General features: G+C 70.5%; 15 protein-coding genes and 1 riboswitch. Of the genes, 10 read left to right on the forward strand and 5 right to left on the reverse strand.

Annotation, left to right across the window (positions count from 1 at the left end; genetic code table 11):
* Positions 1-65 precede the first annotated feature (65 nt).
* Together AC07OA_RS20465 and AC07OA_RS20470 are read right to left on the reverse strand one after the other, a co-directional pair.
* The gene (locus AC07OA_RS20465; protein ID WP_494665667.1) at positions 66-425 is read right to left on the reverse strand and encodes a hypothetical protein; all 360 of its coding nucleotides are present in this window, start codon (positions 423-425) and stop codon (positions 66-68) included.
* Complete coding sequence (locus AC07OA_RS20470) at positions 426-2,396, reverse strand: potassium transporter Kup (RefSeq protein ID WP_494665668.1); 1,971 nt, start codon at positions 2,394-2,396, stop codon at positions 426-428.
* A 203-nt stretch (positions 2,397-2,599) separates the two neighbouring features.
* On the opposite strand from AC07OA_RS20470, the gene AC07OA_RS20475 reads away from it, so the two are divergent.
* Positions 2,600-3,037 (forward strand): Rrf2 family transcriptional regulator, encoded by a 438-nt coding sequence (locus AC07OA_RS20475; protein ID WP_494665669.1) that lies wholly within the window; start codon positions 2,600-2,602, stop codon positions 3,035-3,037.
* Positions 3,038-3,041: 4 nt separating this feature from the next.
* Here AC07OA_RS20475 and AC07OA_RS20480 read toward each other — a convergent pair whose 3' ends face one another.
* Positions 3,042-4,256 carry an MFS transporter gene (locus AC07OA_RS20480; protein WP_494665670.1) on the reverse strand — a complete coding sequence of 405 codons (1,215 nt, stop codon included), beginning with the start codon at positions 4,254-4,256 and terminating at the stop codon, positions 3,042-3,044.
* Positions 4,257-4,570: 314 nt separating this feature from the next.
* Between AC07OA_RS20480 and AC07OA_RS20485 the strand changes: the two genes are divergently transcribed.
* Positions 4,571-5,176, forward strand: coding sequence for a flavodoxin family protein (locus AC07OA_RS20485; RefSeq protein WP_494665671.1), 606 nt, complete (start codon positions 4,571-4,573; stop codon positions 5,174-5,176).
* Positions 5,177-5,503: 327 nt separating this feature from the next.
* Complete coding sequence (locus AC07OA_RS20490) at positions 5,504-6,304, forward strand: SDR family NAD(P)-dependent oxidoreductase (protein ID WP_494665672.1); 801 nt, start codon at positions 5,504-5,506, stop codon at positions 6,302-6,304.
* A 3-nt stretch (positions 6,305-6,307) separates the two neighbouring features.
* On the opposite strand, the gene AC07OA_RS20495 is transcribed toward AC07OA_RS20490, so the two are convergent.
* The gene (locus AC07OA_RS20495; RefSeq protein ID WP_494665673.1) at positions 6,308-7,003 is read right to left on the reverse strand and encodes a MarC family protein; all 696 of its coding nucleotides are present in this window, start codon (positions 7,001-7,003) and stop codon (positions 6,308-6,310) included.
* 84 nt (positions 7,004-7,087) lie between these two features.
* Between AC07OA_RS20495 and pyrF the strand changes: the two genes are divergently transcribed.
* Entirely contained in the window at positions 7,088-7,777 is a 690-nt protein-coding gene (pyrF, locus tag AC07OA_RS20500; protein ID WP_494665674.1) for an orotidine-5'-phosphate decarboxylase, read from the forward strand.
* Positions 7,778-7,922: 145 nt separating this feature from the next.
* Here pyrF and AC07OA_RS20505 read toward each other — a convergent pair whose 3' ends face one another.
* Positions 7,923-8,123, reverse strand: a complete 201-nt coding sequence (locus AC07OA_RS20505; protein WP_494665675.1) for a DUF1674 domain-containing protein — start codon at positions 8,121-8,123, stop codon at positions 7,923-7,925.
* Between the two features lie 69 nt (positions 8,124-8,192).
* Here AC07OA_RS20505 and AC07OA_RS20510 point away from each other — a divergent pair, with 69 nt between their 5' ends.
* The 6 genes from AC07OA_RS20510 to AC07OA_RS20535 all read left to right on the forward strand — a co-directional run bounded on the left by AC07OA_RS20510 (position 8,193) and on the right by AC07OA_RS20535 (position 16,900).
* Positions 8,193-9,473 carry an RsmB/NOP family class I SAM-dependent RNA methyltransferase gene (locus tag AC07OA_RS20510; protein WP_494665676.1) on the forward strand — a complete coding sequence of 427 codons (1,281 nt, stop codon included), beginning with the start codon at positions 8,193-8,195 and terminating at the stop codon, positions 9,471-9,473.
* A gap of 101 nt (positions 9,474-9,574) precedes the next feature.
* Complete coding sequence (gene rpe / locus AC07OA_RS20515; RefSeq protein ID WP_494665677.1) at positions 9,575-10,234, forward strand: ribulose-phosphate 3-epimerase; 660 nt, start codon at positions 9,575-9,577, stop codon at positions 10,232-10,234.
* Positions 10,235-10,243: 9 nt separating this feature from the next.
* On the forward strand, positions 10,244-12,004 hold the full coding sequence (locus AC07OA_RS20520) for a heparinase II/III family protein (protein ID WP_494665678.1): 1,761 nt from the start codon (positions 10,244-10,246) through the stop codon (positions 12,002-12,004).
* Positions 12,005-12,114: 110 nt separating this feature from the next.
* On the forward strand, positions 12,115-13,452 hold the full coding sequence (locus tag AC07OA_RS20525) for a sensor histidine kinase (RefSeq protein WP_494665679.1): 1,338 nt from the start codon (positions 12,115-12,117) through the stop codon (positions 13,450-13,452).
* 183 nt (positions 13,453-13,635) lie between these two features.
* Positions 13,636-13,716: riboswitch (ZMP/ZTP riboswitch) on the forward strand.
* 31 nt (positions 13,717-13,747) lie between these two features.
* On the forward strand, positions 13,748-15,340 hold the full coding sequence (gene purH / locus AC07OA_RS20530) for a bifunctional phosphoribosylaminoimidazolecarboxamide formyltransferase/IMP cyclohydrolase (protein ID WP_494665680.1): 1,593 nt from the start codon (positions 13,748-13,750) through the stop codon (positions 15,338-15,340).
* Between the two features lie 63 nt (positions 15,341-15,403).
* Positions 15,404-16,900, forward strand: coding sequence for a phosphomannomutase/phosphoglucomutase (locus tag AC07OA_RS20535; protein WP_494665681.1), 1,497 nt, complete (start codon positions 15,404-15,406; stop codon positions 16,898-16,900).
* Positions 16,901-16,906 lie beyond the last annotated feature (6 nt).

Below are 16,906 nucleotides of genomic sequence, written 5' to 3' on the forward strand. Positions count from 1 at the left end.
TCGGAGAAACACCGGGTCGCGCGGCGTTTAGCGCGGTTTTGCGACCATTGAAACGCTAGTGAGCGCTAAAGCTTGATCTGGCCTTCCTCGGCCAGCTGGTTCAGGGCGCGGCGCACCTGGGTCAGGTGCACGACGGCGAAGATCGCCGCCAGGATCGCCCGCACGCACAGCAGGATCACCGCCCACTCGGTCTCCTGCGGCCGACGGCTCTCGACCAGCAGCCACAGGCTCAGCAGGAAGGCGAAGGTGGGAACCGAGGCCAGGGCCACCGCGCGCGGCGCCCGCCACAGGGTCTTGCCCGACGGCGCCCATACCATCGGCACCAGCACGTCCCGCACCTTGCCCCAGGCCATGCGCGAGGCGCCGGCCATGATCGACAGGGCCAGCAGCCAGAGGACGTCGCCGATGACGCCGAGGACGTTCATCTAGACGGTCACCTGGGCGCCCAGCTCGACCACGCGGCCGGGCGGGATCTTGAAGAAGTCGGTGGGGTTTGTGGCGTTCTTCATCAGGAAGATGAAGATCCGGTCCTGCCACAGCGGCATGCCGCTGTTGGCCGACGGCACGATCGAGCGGCGCCCCAGGAAGAAGCTGGTGGCCATGATGTCGAACTTCACCCCCTGCTGCTTGCGCAGTATGGCCAGGGCCTTGGGCACGTTCGGGCTTTCCATGAAGCCGTAGAAGATCTCGACCTTCTTGAAGTCGGCGTTGATCGGCGTGGCGCGGACCCGGTCCTCGTCGGCGACGCGCGGCGTTTCGGCGGTGCGGACGGTCAGCACCACGTTGCGCTCGTGCAGCACCTTGTTGTGCTTGAGGTTGTGCATCAGGGCGACCGGGGTCATGTCCGGGTCTGAGGTCAGGAAGATCGCCGTGCCGGGGGCGCGGTGGGGGGCGCGGGCCCGCAGGATCTCCATCAGGTCGACCAGGGGCACCGAGTCGCGACGGGTCTTGTCGGTCAGGATCTGGGCGCCGCGCGTCCAGGTCCACATGATCAGCACCAGCACCGCGCCGAACACCAGCGGCAGCCAGGCGCCGTCCGGGATCTTCAGGGCGTTGGAGGCGATGAACACCAGGTCGATCATGGCCAGGGGCACCAGCAGGGCGGCGGTCTGCCAGAGGCTCCACTTCCACACCAGGCGCAGCACCACATAGGCCAGCAGGGTGTCGACGAACATCGCCCCGGTCACGGCGATGCCGTAGGCCGAAGCCAGCTTGTGCGAGCTCTGGAACATGACCAGCAGCACCAAGACGCCGATCAGCAGGAAGGTGTTGACCGCCGGGACGTAGATCTGGCCGGCCTGGGTCTCGGACGTGCGCTTGATGTCCAGGCGCGGCAGCAGGCCCAGTTGCACCGCCTGCTGGGTCATGGAGAAGGCGCCGGTGATCACCGCCTGGCTGGCGATGACCGTGGCGGCCGTGGCCATCAGCAGCACGGGCCAGTAGGCGAAGGTCGGGACCATGTCCCAGAACGGATTGTGCCGCGAAGCCGGGTGGTCCAGCACCATCGAGCCCTGGCCCAGATAGTTCAGGGCCAGGCAGGGGAAGGCCAGGTAGAGCCAAGCCGCCTGGATGGGCTTCTTCCCGAAGTGGCCCATGTCGGCGTAGAGCGCCTCGGCGCCGGTCACCGCCAGGAAGACGCTGCCCAGGATCACGAAGCCCAGGAAGCCGTTCTCCAACAGGAAGCGCACGCCGTACCAGGGATTGACGGCGCGGAAGATCGACAGGTCGTCGACCAGGTGGAACAGGCCCAGCGCGCCCAGGATCAGGAACCAGGCGGCCATGACCGGCCCGAACAGCGAGGCCATGCGGTGGGTGCCCTTGGCCTGGACCAGGAACAGGGCCACCAGGATGCCGGCCGAGATCGGCAGGATGTAGGGCGTCAGGGCGTGGCCGACATGCGGCGCGTCCTTCATGCCCTCGACCGCCGAAAGCACCGATATCGCCGGAGTGATGATGCCGTCGCCGTAGAACAGGGCCGCGCCGATCACGCCCAGGAAGAACACGGCCATCGAGCGCTTGCCCGCCGCCTTGCCCAGGGCCTTCTGCGCCAGGGCCATCAGGGCCAGGGTGCCGCCCTCGCCCTTGTTGTCGGCCCGCATGAAGAAGATGACGTACTTGATCGTCACGAACAGGGTCAGGGTCCACAGGACCAGCGACACCACGCCCAGGACCGCGTGCTCGGTGGCCGTGGTGCTGCGCGAATGGGCCAGGGCCTCGCGCATGGCGTAGAGCGGGCTGGTGCCGATATCGCCGAACACGACGCCCACGGCGCCGAGGGCGAGCGCCAGGAAACCGTGACCCTTCAGATCATGGCCGGCTTGCGGAGGGACGTCACAGGGAGCGGTGTTGGGGGCGGCGCTTTGGGAAGCGGGCGCGCCAGAGGCTTCGGAAGCCATTCAATCCCTCCGGGGTCGCCCTCGCAAAACGCGGTGCGGAGCCCCATATCGATCAAGCGGGGCGCGATACACCCAATCCTCGTCCGGTTCAATCGCGACCTGAACCGGTATAACGACGATACTTTTCGCCCGCGGCGGTTTTTCGCCGCGCCACTTTTCGATTGAACGCGCGAGCTACGCCCTTAGGGTCTTGCCACAGAAAAATGTCCGACAGTCAGAAATTCCCCGTCGCGGCCCACGCCCTGGCCTATCTGGCGCACAAGGACGCCTTTTCGGCGGACCGCGCCGTGGCCAGCGCCGAGCTCGCCGCCTCTGTCCCGACCAATCCGGTCGTGGTGCGGCGCGTGACCGCCATGCTGGGCAAGGCCGGGCTGATCGGCGCGCGCGCCGGGGCCAACGGCGGCGCCTGGCTGCTGAAGGCGCCCGAGGCCATTACCCTCGACGTCGTGCTGCGGGCCGTGAACGGCTGCGCCCACCTGGGCGTCGCGCCCAAGGGCGTGAAGGGCTGCCCGGTGGGCGAGAAAATCCCCGACGCCGTGCGTGGCGCGATGATCGCCGCCGACACCGCCGTGGCCGAACGGCTGTCCCAGATCACCGTGGCGGACCTGCTGAACGGCGCGTCTGTCGAGGCGGCGGCTTAGGAGCCTACTCCGCCGCCTGCGCCGCCAGCCGCTGCGAGCGCACGTCCAGCGCGGCCACCACCCAGATCAGGAACCCGCCCAGGGCCAGGGCCGCGCCGACATAGCCGGTCGAGGTCCAGCCCCAACCGGCGGCGATGGCCAGGCCGCCCAGCCACGGGCCCAGGGCGTTGGCGAAGTTGAAGGCCGAGTGGTTGAGAGCCGCCGCCAGGGTCTGGGCGTCGCCGGCCACGTCCATCAGCCGAGTCTGCAGCACCGCGCCCAGGCCGCCGCCGCAACCGATCAGGAAGACGACGGGCATCAGGGTCCACAGGCTGCCCGTGGCCGCCGGATAGAGGGCCAAGGCCGCCACGCTCCACAGCAGCACCCCGCCGATGGCCGGCATCTGGGCGCGGTCGGCGGCCCAGCCGCAGACCAGGGTGCCTGCCGTCATGCCCGCCCCGAACACCGCCAGCACCACCGGCAGGGCGGCCGAGGCGTGGGTCACCTCGCGCATGGTCGAGGCCAGATAGGTGTAGACGCAGAACATGCCGCCGAAGCCGATGGCCCCGATGCCCAGGGTCAGCCACACCCGGCCCTTGCCCAGGGCGCCCAGCTCGCGCAGCGGGCTGGCCCCGGCGTCGGCCGGCGCGCGAGGGGCGAAGAGGTAGACCGACGTCGCGGTCAGGGCGGCCAGCACGGCCACGATCACGAAGCCCCAGCGCCAGCCGATCCACTGGCCGACCAGATTGGCCATGGGCACCCCGACGATGGTGGCCACGGTCAGGCCGATCATCACCATGGCCACCGACTGGGCCCTTCGCTCCGGAGGCGCGACGCTGGCGGCGACCAGGGCCGCGACGCCGAAATAGGCGCCGTGCGGCAGGCCGCTGAAGAACCGGAAAGCCAGCATCCAGCCGAAGGTCGGCGCCATGGCGCTGAGCAGGTTGCCCACGGCGAACACCGCCATCAGGGCCACCAGGATGATCCGGCGCGGCAGGCGGGCGGCGGCCACGGCGATCACCGGCGCCCCCACCACCACGCCCAGGGCATAGGCGCTGATCGCGTGGCCGGCGGTGGGGGCGTCGACGCCCAGGCCGGCGGCGAAGTCGGGCAGCAGGCTCATCGAGGCGAACTCGGTGGTGCCGATCGCGAACCCGCCCAGGGCCAGGGCCGCCAGCACCAGGCCCGGCGCGTGGACCTTTTCCTGGACGACGTCGTCGGGAACGGGGGCCGTGGTCATGATCGCCGCCTTCTGGGTTTACGCACGCCGCAGGACGGACGCGGACACGCCTGCGCGGCGCGCCTTGGATTCATGCTGTTTGCTTGGTTCCTTGCCACATAAGGAATTGACAACGTTGTCACAAGGGGCATGCGAGCAACAGTCGCCACATTCCTCCGTTCGCCCAAGGACCGCTCCACCGCCGCTGAATCGGCTTGCAGAATAACTGCACCAACTTCTGTTGCGGATACCCCTGGAAAGTCGCCGAGCCGACCATACGTAATCGTCACGGTTTCAGTTTCGAAACCGACCAATGATTTTCAGGGCTCACGACAATGACCAAGGTCGCCATCGTTTATCACTCGGGCTACGGCCACACCGCCGTCCTGGCCGAAAAGGTCGCCGAAGGCGTCCGCGACGCCGGCCAGACCCCGATCCTGCTGCACATCGAAAACGCCGCCCAGGACTTCGCGCCGATCATCGACCAGATCAGCGGGGCCGACGCGGTCGTGTTCGGCGCGCCGACCTACATGGGCGACGTCTCGGGCGTGTTCAAAGTGTTCGCCGACGCCTCGTCCAGCGCCTTCTTCACCGGCGCCTGGAAGGACAAGCTGGCGGCGGGCTTCACCAACTCGCACAGCTTCTCGGGCGACAAGGCCCATGCCCTGGGCAGCCTCGCCATCCTGGCCGCCCAGCACGGCATGAACTGGATCAACCTGGGCCTGGCCCCGCCGAACGTGACCGCCGCCGAACGCGGCCCGGACACCATCAACCGGGTCGGCTCGTTCATCGGCCTGGCCGCCCAGTCCGACAACGCCTCGCCGGAGATCACCCCGCCGGCCGGCGACCGCGAGACCGCCCGCCTCCTGGGCGTGCGCGTGGCCGAAGCCGCCGTCCGCTGGACGCGCGGCGCCCAGCCGGCCCTCGAAGAAGCGGCCTAAACCGTCGCCGGGTCCTTCGCTGTCCCCCAGGGCGGAGGACCCGGCCCGCGGCGCTCCGGCGCCGCCCGAGGGGGCGCTTGAGCCCGAGCGCCCCCTCCCCTCTTTTCAGGGCTGAGCTGGACGCCCCCTCCGTCCGCTTCGCGGCCACCTCCCCCGTTCCACGGGGGAGGTGAGGTCGCCTCGGAGCCCTCCTCACCCGCGAAGCGGGGGAGGTGGCATGGCGCGGATACGCGACATGACGGAGGGGGCGTCCCGGCCCGCGCCTTGAACCAAATCACGGGCCGTGCTCGACTCCAGCGAAGTTTCGCTCTCTCGCTGGACCTCCGCATGGCCCGCCGTCTCGCCCTGATCACCGGCGCCTCCGCCGGCATCGGGGCCGCCTTCGCCCGCATCTACGCCAGCCACGGCTACGACGTGGCCCTGACCGCGCGGCGGCTGGACCGTCTGGAAAGCCTGGCCGCGGAGATCCGCCTGCGCTTCGGCGTCGAGGCCTATCCGATCGCCGCCGACCTGGCGCAGCCTGAAGCCGTGGACGCCGTGCTGGCGGCCGTCGAGGCCGAGGGCCGGGTGGTGGACGCCCTGGTCAACAACGCCGGCTACGGCCTGCCCGGCGCCTACGCCGCCACCCAGTGGACCGACCAGGCCGCCTTCCTGCAGGTGCTGCTGGTCTCGGTTTGCGGCCTGACCCACAAGGTGCTGCCGGGCATGGTCGAGCGTGGCTTCGGCCGCATCGTCAACGTCGCCTCCCTGGCGGGCCTGGCCCCCGGCGCGGCCGGCCACACCCTCTATGCGGCGACCAAGAGCTTCCTGGTGAAGTTCTCCCAGAGCCTGCACCTGGAGAACCAGGCCACCGGCGTCCACGTCTCGGCCCTGGCCCCCGGCTTCACCTATTCGGAGTTCCATGACGCCAACGGCACCCGCGCCCAGGTCAGCCAGTCGATCCCGTCCTGGCTATGGCTGGGCGCCGACGAGGTGGCGGCCGCCGGCTACGAGGCCGCCGAGGCCAACCGCGCCGTCTGCGTGCCCGGCTCGCCCAACAAGGCCATCGCGGTCTTCGCCAAGCTGATCCCCGACGACTGGGCGCTGGCCCTGATGGCCAGCCAGGGATCGCGGTTCAGGAAAATCTGACGCCTAGCGGTGATCCGCGTACGGCGCCTTGGCGTCCTGGCGGACCAGACCCTTGGTGGCGTCGCCCACCCCGATCAGCACGAACTGCACGGCCAGGGCGCAGAGGATCAGGCCCAGCACCCGCACCACGATGCTCATGCCGATGCGGCCCAGCACCTTGCTGATGATCGGCGAGGCCCAGAAGGTGGCGACCAGCACCACCGCCACCGCCGCGATCACCGCGCAGCCCACGGCCATGCCCGCCAGGCCGAAGCCCTTGGCCTCGCTGGCGTAGATGATCACCGTCGAGATCGCGCCCGGCCCGATCAGCAGCGGCATGGCGAACGGCACGATCAACCGCTCGAACCGCTGCTTGGCGTAAACCCGCGCCGACTGGCCCTCGATGCCCTCGGCCGCGTCGGCGAACATGGTGGTGAAGTCGTCGCGCACCATGTCCAGGCCCAGGATGAACAGGATGATGCCGCCGGCGATGCGGAAGGCCGGCATCGAGATGCCGAAGAACTCCAGCAGGCTGACGCCGGTGAAGAAGAAGAAGATCAGGAAGGCGGCCACGAACAGGCCGATATAGACCGCCACCATCCGCCGTCCGGCCGCAGCCGCGCCCAGGGTGGCGGCGGCGAACAGCGGCACGTTGCCGATCGGGTCGATCAGGGCGAACAGGGCGACGAAGAAGTTGACGGCGAGCTCGGCCTGGCTCATTCGGGGGACTTAGCCTTCAATTCGCGCGGAGACGCACCCTTCTTAGGGTGATGCGGTCGCACGCGCCACACCCGGAGCTTCGCCATGAACGCCGATCCGCGCCTGATCCTGCCGCTCGACCTGCCCAGCACCGCCGAAGCCCGCCAGATGGTCGAGACCCTGGGCGACGCGGTGTCGTTCTACAAGATCGGCCTGGAGCTGCTGGCCACCGACGGCATGGCCCTGGCGCGCGAACTGAAGGGCGAGGGCAAGCAGATTTTCCTCGATTGGAAGCTGCACGACATCGGCGCCACCGTGGAGCGCTCGGCCCGGGTGCTGGCGGGCGCCGGCTGCGACCTGCTGACCGTCCACGCCGAGCCGCAGGTGATGCAGGCCGCCGTGAAGGCCAAGGCCGGCTCGGACCTGAAGATCCTGGCCGTCACCGTTCTGACCAGCTTGACCGACGCCGACCTGATCGAGATGGGCTACGCCTTCTCGGCCCGCGATCTCGTCGCCCGCCGCATCCGCCAGGCGGTGGAGTGCGGAGTCGACGGCATCGTCTCCTCGCCGCAGGAAGCCGCCCTGGCCCGCGAGATCGCCGGTCCGGACTTCCTGGTGGTGACGCCGGGCGTGCGCCCCTTCTGGGCCGCCAAGAACGACCAGGCCCGCGCCGCCACCCCCGCCGACGCCCTGAAGGCCGGCGCCAGCCACCTGGTCTGCGGCCGCCCGATCACGGCGGCCAACGATCCGCGCGAAGCAGCGCTCAAGGTGGCGGCGGAGATGGCGGGGGTTTAGGTCAAAATCCCTCTCCCCTTGCGGGAGAGGGTGGCCTCCGAAGGAGGTCGGGTGAGGGGTCGCACGGGCCTTTCCGATAGGCCTATCAACCCCTCATCCGTCGGCTGCGCCGACACCTTCTCCCGCAAGGGGAGAAGGAAGACGATCAGAAATCCACCGCCAGGCCCTTGCGCTCCCAGTCGCCGAATCGGGTCGGTTCGGGGCCTTCGCGGCCGCCTTCTTCGGTGGGCAGGGCGGCGGCCTGTTCGGCGGCATGACGCGCGGCGGCTTCTTCCAGGGCGCGGCGAGCGGCCGGGGTCAGGGGCTTGTCGGGGGCCGCGCCGGGCGGCAGGTCGGTCTCGGACATGGCCCTCACATAACAGTCTTCGCGCCAAAAAGCTTGCGCTCGACCGCGCCTTTGGGGCACGGCGAGGCGGTGACTCAGGAACTCAACGACGGCCTCCCGGCCCGGGAAGGCGCCCTGGCCCTCGTCGAAGCCGCGCTTTCGCGGCGCGGGGGCCTGGACGAAGCCGCCTCGGCCAACACCTTCCGCTTTCTCGAACCGAGGGAGCGCGCCTTCGCGCGCGCCCTGGCCATGGCCACCCTGCGCCATCTGGGCCCCATCGACCGGGCCCTGGCCGGCAAGCTGACCCGCGAGCCGCCGCCCCGGGTCCGGAACCTGCTGCGCCTGGGCGCCACCCAGGCCTTCTTCCTGGAGGTGCCGGCCTTCGCCGCCGTGGCCACCAGCGTCGAGCTGGCGGGGGCGCACAAGGCCAGCCGGCCGTTCAAGGGCCTGGTCAACGCGGTGCTGCGCGGCCTCCTGCGCGACGGCGCGCCCTCGGCCGAGCCCGAGGCCCTGGCCCCGCCGTGGCTCTACGCCCGCTGGGCCGGCGCCTGGGGCAAGGAGACGGCCGACGCCGTCGCCGCCCAGATCGCCTTCGAGCCCGCCACCGACCTCTCCTGCAAGCCCGACGCCGACGCGGCGGTGCTGGCCGAGGCCCTGGAAGCCGAGATCCTGGTCGGCGGCACCTTGCGCACCCAACGCCGGGGCGACGTCTCCACCTGGCCCGCCTTCGAGGACGGGACCTGGTGGGTGCAGGACGCCGCCGCCGCCATCCCCGCCCGCCTGCTGGACCTCAAGGCCGGCGAGACGGCTCTCGACCTCTGCGCCGCGCCCGGCGGCAAGACGATGCAGATGGTCTCGGCCGGCGCGGCCACCGTCGCCGTCGACCGCTCGGCCGCCCGCCTTCAACGCGTGACCGAGAACCTGGCGCGCCTGGGCCTTAGCGCCGAGGTGATCGCCGCCGACGCCGGCGCCTGGAACGACGCGCGGACCTTCGACGCGGTGCTGCTGGACGCCCCCTGCTCGGCCACCGGCACCTTCCGCCGCCATCCCGACGTGCTGTGGGCCGCCCGCCCCGGCGACGTGGCCAGCCTCGCCGCCGTCCAGAGCCGGCTGCTGGACAGCGCCGCCGACCGCCTCAAGTCCGGCGGCCGCCTGGTCTATTGCGTCTGCTCTCTGGAGCCCGAAGAGGGCGAGGCCCAGGTCGAGGCCTTCCTGGCCCGCCGCCCGGACATCCGCCTGGACGCCATCGCCCCGGAGGAGGGCGGCGCCCCCGCCGCCAGCCTGACGCCGCGCGGGACCCTGCGCCTGCTGCCCCACCACCGCGCGGGCGGCCAGGACGGCTTCTTCGCCGCGCGCTTCATCAAGGCCTGACGGCGAACAACTCGACCGATGAGGTGTTTTAGTCAGGAAGCCGACCGTCACCGCCCGCGTTCGCTTGTGGCGCGAGCCTTTGACAGCTAAGCCAGGACACCATGACCGCGCCGCTGATCGCCCCCTCCATCCTCGCCTCCGACTTCGCCAAGCTGGGCGAAGAGGTCGCCGCCATCCAGGCGGCCGGCGCCGACTGGGTGCATGTGGACGTGATGGACGGCCATTTCGTGCCCAACATCACCCTGGGTCCCGACATCGTCAAAGCCATCCGGCCGCACGCCACGATCCCGTTCGACGTGCACCTGATGATCAGCCCGGCCGATCCGTACCTGGAAGCCTTCCGGGCGGCCGGGGCCGACCACATCACCATCCATCCGGAAGCCGGCCCGCACCTGCACCGCTCCTTGAAGCGCATCCGCGAACTGGGGGCCAAGGCGGGGGTGGTGTTCAACCCCTCCACCGGTCTCGACCACGTCGAGTGGATCCTCGAGGACGTCGACCTGCTGCTGGTCATGTCGGTGAACCCCGGCTTCGGCGGCCAGAGCTTCATTCCCGGCCAGCTGCGCAAGGTCGAGGCCCTGCGCAACATGGTCGACAAGGCCGGCCTCGACATCATCATCGAGGTCGACGGCGGGGTCACCCCGGTCACGGCCCCGCAGTGCGTGGCGGCGGGGGCCACGGCCCTGGTCGCCGGCTCGGCGGTGTTCAAGGGCGGGCCTTCCGCCTATGCCGACAACATCCGCGCCCTGAAGGGCGGCTGATCGATCGGCATGGACGGGGCTCCCGCGACAGCTTCCGCCCGTAAGTCCCCCGCCCTGGCCGGCGGCCCCAAGCCTATTGGCCGCAAGGCGCCCAAGGGGCTGTTCCTCAAGGCCCTGGGCGCGTCGATCAAGAGCAACCTCGAGCGCGAATGGTTCGGCTCGCCGCCGCATCGCGCCGCCATCAGCCGTCCGCGCCCGGTGGGTCTGGCCGTCCGTCCGCACGACCCCCGCCCCGTCGATCCCGAGCGCGGCCGCCAGCTGCTGGACGGGGTGCTGATCCTGGACGGCGGCGCCCTGCGGCTGGGCGAGACCGGCGATCCGTTCGACCAGCCCAGTCCCAGCCGGCAGTTCGCCACCGCCCTGCATAGCTTCGACTGGCTGCCGCACCTGCTGGCCGCCGGCCCCGGCTGGGCCCGCCTGGCCCTGCGCCTGCTGCAGGACTGGCGGCGGGTGTTCGGAACCTGGAACGCGTTTTCGTGGAGCGGCGAGCGTCTGGAGCGCCGCACCTTCCACCTGGCCTGCGCCGCCCGGGCCCTGTCGCCCGAGGCCTCCGACGCCGAAATCTCGGCCATGGCGCTCGACATCGCCCGGGGCGCCCGCCAGCTGCTCAAGGCCTCCGACGCGCCCGACCGCCGGCTGGAGCGCGCCGTGGTGGTGGCCCTCGCCGGCTGCGCCCTGACCGGCAAGGCCAGCGACCGCCTGATGGCCCAGGGCCTCAAGCGGGTGGCGGCCGAGCTGGACGCGATCGTCCTGGCCGACGGCGGCCACGCCAGCCGCTCGCCCGAGGCGGGGCTGGAGCTGTTGTTCGACCTGCTGACCCTCGACGACGCCCTGGGCCAGCGCGGCCGTCCGGCGCCCGAGGGCCTGGGCCGCGCCATCGACCGACTGAGCTCGGCGACCCGGTTCTTCACCCTGGCCGACGGCGCCCTGGCGGCCTTCCAAGGCGGCGAGGCGGTCGAGCCGCGCCGCGTGGCCGCCGCGCTCGCCCACGACGAGGCCGGTCCGCGCCCGCCGCAAAGCGCCCCGCACGTCGGCTATCAGAAGATGCAGGGCGGCAGCATCCAGGTGATGGCCGACGCCGGCCCGCCGGCCGTGGGCGTGCTCAGCGTCGCGGCCTGCGCCCAGCCGGCCGCGGTCGAGATCGTCTGCGGCAAGGACCGGCTGATCACCAGTTGCGGCTGGAGCCCCGAAGCCACCGGCGCCAACGCCTTCCGCCTGTCGGACGCGGCCTCGACCGTATCGGTGGGCGACGGCTCGGCCGGGCGGCCGCTGTCGGGCTGGCGGTCCGAGGCCCTGGGCCCCTGGCTGATCGACGGCGCGGCCTCGGTCGAGGTCAAGCGCCACGACGCCGACACCGGGGTATGGCTGGACGTGATCCACGACGGCTGGCGACGCCTGGGCCTGACCCACGCGCGGCGCCTCTATCTCGACCTCAAGGCCGACGAGCTGCGCGGCGAGGACAGCCTGCTGCCCATCGGCGCGGCCAAGGACGACGGCCCGCGCCGCTATCTGCCGTTCACGATCAGCTTCCACCTGCATCCCGACGCTCGCGCCTCCCTGGCCCGCGACGGCAAGAGCGTGCTGATCAAGGGGCCGTCGAACGTGGGCTGGTGGCTGCGCAACGACGCCGTCGACGTCAGCATCACGCCTTCGACCCATTTCGAGCACGGACACGCCCGGCGGGCGGGCGCCATCGTGCTCAAGAGCCAGGTACGCCCCGAGAAGGGCGCCAAGATCCGCTGGAAGCTGGCCCGGGCGGCGGACCACTAGGTTCCGCCCCCTGCGACATTAGGTCCCATGTGGTGGTCCGACCCACGGAATTCACAGCCATCGGCGCGTCCTGTAGCTCTCTTCGACCGCGTCGGCTGGAGGGAGGGGCGATGACGAGCCTTTCCGCGCTGCAGCCGATCCTGCGGACCGCCATCGATCCGGTGGTGGTGCTGGACCTGGCCGGCACGATCCTGGACTGGAACGCCCGCGCCGAGACCGCCTTCGGCTGGTCCCGCGACGAGGTGGTGGGCCAGAACCTCATCGACCTCCTGGCCCCCGCCCCGCGCCGCGAGGCTTATCGCCAGATCCTGCTGAACCGCTTCGCCCTGGCCGAGCCGCCGCTCAAGCGCCAGGGCTCGCAGCTGATGGGCGTGCGGCGCGACGGAGTCGAGATCCCCATCGAGATGTCGCTGGCCGCCTTCGGCGAGCCGGAAGAGACCGTCTATCTGGGCTTCATCCGCGACGTCACCGACCGGCTGGAGATCCATGAGCGGCTGCGCGAGAGCGAGCAGCGCTTCCGGGCCATGGCCGATTCCGCGCCCGCCCCGGTCTGGATGACGGCGGCCGAGGGCGGCGTCACCTTCGCCAACGAGGCCTTCGCCGCCTTCGCCGGGGTGCGGCCCGACCAGCTGCTGGGCGACGCCTGGATCGGCCTGATCCACCCCGACGACATCCCCGGCGTCGCCGCCAGGCGCGCCGCGGCGCGCGAGGGCCCGGACGCCTACGGCTTCGAGGCCCGCTTCCTGTGCGGCGACGGGGTCTATCGCTGGATGGTGGCCAACGCCCGGCCGCAGATCGACGCCCACGGCCACTTCCAGGGCTATATCGGCATGGCCATGGACATGACCGAGACCAAGACGGCCGAGGCCCGCCAGCGGCTGCTGATCAACGAGCTGAACCACCGGGTGAAGAACACCCTGGCCTCGATCCAGTCCATCGCCCGCCAGACCCTGCGGCCGGACGAGACGCCGGTGCATGTGCGCGAACGGCTGATCGACCGCCTGCTGGCCATGTCGGCGGCCCACGACGTCCTGACCCGCGAGAGCTGGGAGGGGGCGGGGCTGGAAGAGATCGTCCGCCAGGGCCTGGCGCCGTTCGTCGACGACCAGGACTCGGTGCGCATCGCCGTCGGCGGCCCGCCCCTGCGGGTGGGCGCCAGCACGGCCCTGTCGCTGGCCCTGGCCATGCACGAACTGGCCACCAACGCGGTCAAGTACGGCGCCCTGTCGACGCCCGAGGGCCGGGTGACCATCGCCTGGGAAGCGGAGGGCGAGCACGCCATCCAGACGTGGACCGAACGCGACGGCCCGCCCGTGACGCCGCCCAACCGCAAGGGCTTTGGGACGCGACTGCTGGACCGGGGGCTGTCGGCGGACCTGGGCGGCCAGCCGAAGCTGAGCTTCGAGGCCGAGGGGGTGCGGGCGGTGCTGCCGGTGAGACTGGGGTAGCTCACCCACTTGCCCCCACCTGACCGCTGCGCGGTCTGTCCGCCCCCGTAGGGGGCGGAGGACGGAAAGCGCGCGCCCTCTTCCCCCTCCGGGGGAAGACGACCGCGAAGCGGTCCGTAGGGGGCAAGTGATCGCCGCACGACCGACCGCAATTGACTCCCCCGCCCGCCCCCGTATTTTCCGCGCCGTTCGCGTGACTGGCGCTAGTGATGGGCAACCATCGGGGAGCGCGAACCTCATATGCCGCGCGCCTGGGCTCCCACACTGTTCTGAAAAGACCTCACAGGAGTCCGCCGTGCCCGCCGCCCCAGACTATCCGTCCGCCCCCGATCTCGTCGTCCCCAAGCGCGCCCTGCTGTCGGTCTCCGACAAGACGGGCCTGGTCGAGGCGGCCAAGGTCCTGCACGAGGCGGGCGTCGAGCTGGTTTCGACCGGCGGCACCAAGGCCGCCATCGCCGCGGCCGGCCTGCCGGTCAAGGACGTGTCGGACCTGACGGGCTTTCCCGAGATGATGGACGGCCGGGTCAAGACCCTGCACCCCATCGTCCACGGGGGCCTGCTGGGCGTGCGCGACGCGCCCGAGCACAAGCAGGCCATGGCCGACCACGGCATCGGCGGCATCGATATCCTCTACGTGAACCTCTATCCGTTCGAGGCCACGGTCGCCAAAGGCGGCAGCTACGCCGAGTGCGTCGAGAACATCGACATCGGCGGCCCGGCCATGATCCGCTCGGCGGCCAAGAACCACGGCTATGTCGCCGTCTGCACCGACCCGGCGGACCTGGCCGAGGTGCTGGAGGCCCTGAAGGCCGGCGGCGCGACTTCGTTGGAACTTCGCCAGACGCTGGCGGCCCGCGCCTATGCCCGCACGGCGGCCTATGACGCGGCGATCTCCAGCTGGTTCGCCGCCCAACTGGGGCAGGACTTCCCGGCCCGCAAGGCCATCGCCGGCGAACTGCGCCAGGTCATGCGCTACGGCGAGAACCCGCACCAGAAGGCGGCCTTCTACACCTTCCCCAATCCGCGTCCGGGCGTGGCGACGGCCAAGCAGCTGCAGGGCAAGGAACTCAGCTACAACAACATCAACGACACCGACGCGGCCTTCGAGCTGATCGCCGAGTTCGACCCGGCCCAGGGCCCAGCCGTGGCGATCATCAAGCACGCCAACCCCTGCGGCGTGGCCGTGGGCGCCACCCAGCGTGAGGCCTATGAGCGGGCCCTGGCCTGCGACCCCACCAGCGCCTTCGGCGGCATCGTGGCGGTCAACAGCCGCCTGACCCGCGAAGCGGCCTTGGCAATGGTCGAGATCTTCACCGAGGTGGTGATCGCCCCGGAAGCCGACGACGACGCCGTCGAGGTGTTCGCCGCCAAGAAGAACCTGCGCCTGCTGGTCACCGGCGGTCTGCCCGACGCCCTGTCGACCGGCGACACCTTCAAGAGCGTGGCCGGCGGTTTCCTGGTGCAATCCCGCGACGACGCTCGGATCAAGGCCTCGGACCTGAAAATCGTCACCAAGCGTCAGCCGACGGACGAAGAGGTGCGCGACATGCTGTTCGCCTTCACCGTGGGCAAGCACGTCAAGTCCAACGCCATCGTCTATGCCCGCGCCGGCCAGACCCTGGGCGTCGGCGCCGGCCAGATGAACCGCAAGGACTCGGCCCGCATCGCCGCCCTGCGCGCCGCCGATTTCGGCCTGGACCTGAAGGGCTGCGCCTGCGCCTCGGAGGCCTTCTTCCCGTTCGCCGACGGCCTGATCCAGGCGGCCGAAGCGGGCGCCACGGCGATCATCCAGCCGGGCGGCTCGATGCGCGACCCCGAGGTGATCGAGGCCGCCGACAAGCTGGGCCTGACCATGGCCTTCACCGGCGTGCGGGTGTTCCGCCACTAGAGCGAAGATCGGCGGGCGCGCCTGTGCTAGCTAGGGCGCCCGCCGATCCACGAAGCAGTCCCGATGTTTTCCAAGCCCCGCTCAGACCTCGTTCCCAACACCGCCGCCTATGAGAACGAGCCCCTGGTCAAGGCCACCGGCTTTCGGGAATACGACGCGCGCTGGCTGTTCGGGCCCGAGATCAACCTGCTGGGCGTGCAGGCCCTGGGCCTGGGCCTGGGGACCTATATCCACGAGCTGGGTCAGTCGAAGATCGTGGTCGGCCACGACTTCCGCGGCTATTCGCTGTCGATCAAGCAGGCCCTGACCCTGGGCCTGATCGCGGCGGGCTGCGAGGTGCACGACATCGGCCTGGCCCTGTCGCCCACCGCCTATTTCGCCCAGTTCGACCTGGACATCCCCTGCGTGGCCATGGTCACCGCCAGCCACAACGAGAACGGCTGGACCGGCGTGAAGATGGGCGCCCAGAAGCCCCTGACCTTCGGTCCCGACGAGATGGGCCGACTGAAGGAGATCGTCCTGGGCGGCGCCTTCGTCGAGCGCGACGGCGGCAAGCTGATCCGCGTGGAGGACGAGGCCGAGCGCTACATCGCCGACGTGGCCAAGCGCGCCCGGATCACCCGTCCCCTCAAGGTCATCGCCGCCTGCGGCAACGGCACCGCCGGGGCCTTCGCGGTCGAGGGGCTGACCCGCATGGGCGTCAGCGACGTGATCGGCATGGACACCGAGCTCGACTACACCTTCCCCAAATACAATCCGAACCCGGAAGACGCGGTGATGCTGCACGCCATGGCCGAGGCGGTGCGCGAGCACGGCGCGGACCTGGCCTTCGGCTTCGACGGCGACGGCGACCGCTGCGGCGTGGTCGACGACGAGGGCGAGGAAATCTTCGCCGACAAGATCGGCCTGATGCTGGCCCGCGACCTGGCCCCGCTGAACCCGGGCGCGACCTTCGTGGTCGACGTGAAGTCCACCGGCCTCTACGCCACCGACCCGATCCTGGCGGCCCACGGCTGCAAGACGGTCTACTGGAAGACCGGCCACAGCTACATCAAGCGCAAGAGCGCCGAGCTGGGCGCCCTGGCCGGCTTCGAGAAGAGCGGCCACTTCTTCATGAACGGCGATCTGGGCTACGGCTACGACTGCGGCCTGACCGCCGCGGCCGCCATCCTGGCCATGCTGGACCGCAATCCGGGCGTGAAACTGTCGGACATGCGCAAGGCCCTGCCGGTGGCCTTCACCTCCCTGACCATGAGCCCCCACTGCGCCGACGAGGTGAAGTACGGCGTCGTCGCCGAGGTGGTGCAGGAATACCAAGACCTGTTCGCCGCCGGCGGATCGATCCTGGGACGGAAGATCGTCGAGGTGATCACGGTCAATGGCGTGCGGGTCCACCTGGAGGACGGCTCCTGGGTCCTGGTCCGCGCCTCGTCCAACAAGCCCGAGGTGGTGGTGGTGGTCGAAAGCACCCGGTCCGAGGACGACATGCGCGCCCTGTTTCGCCAGGAGGTGAAGCCCCGCCTGGAAGGTCGGGTGGGCCGGTACAACCAGGAAATCTAGGCGTCG

This window comes from Caulobacter sp. GW821-FHT09B08 (assembly GCF_059418225.1).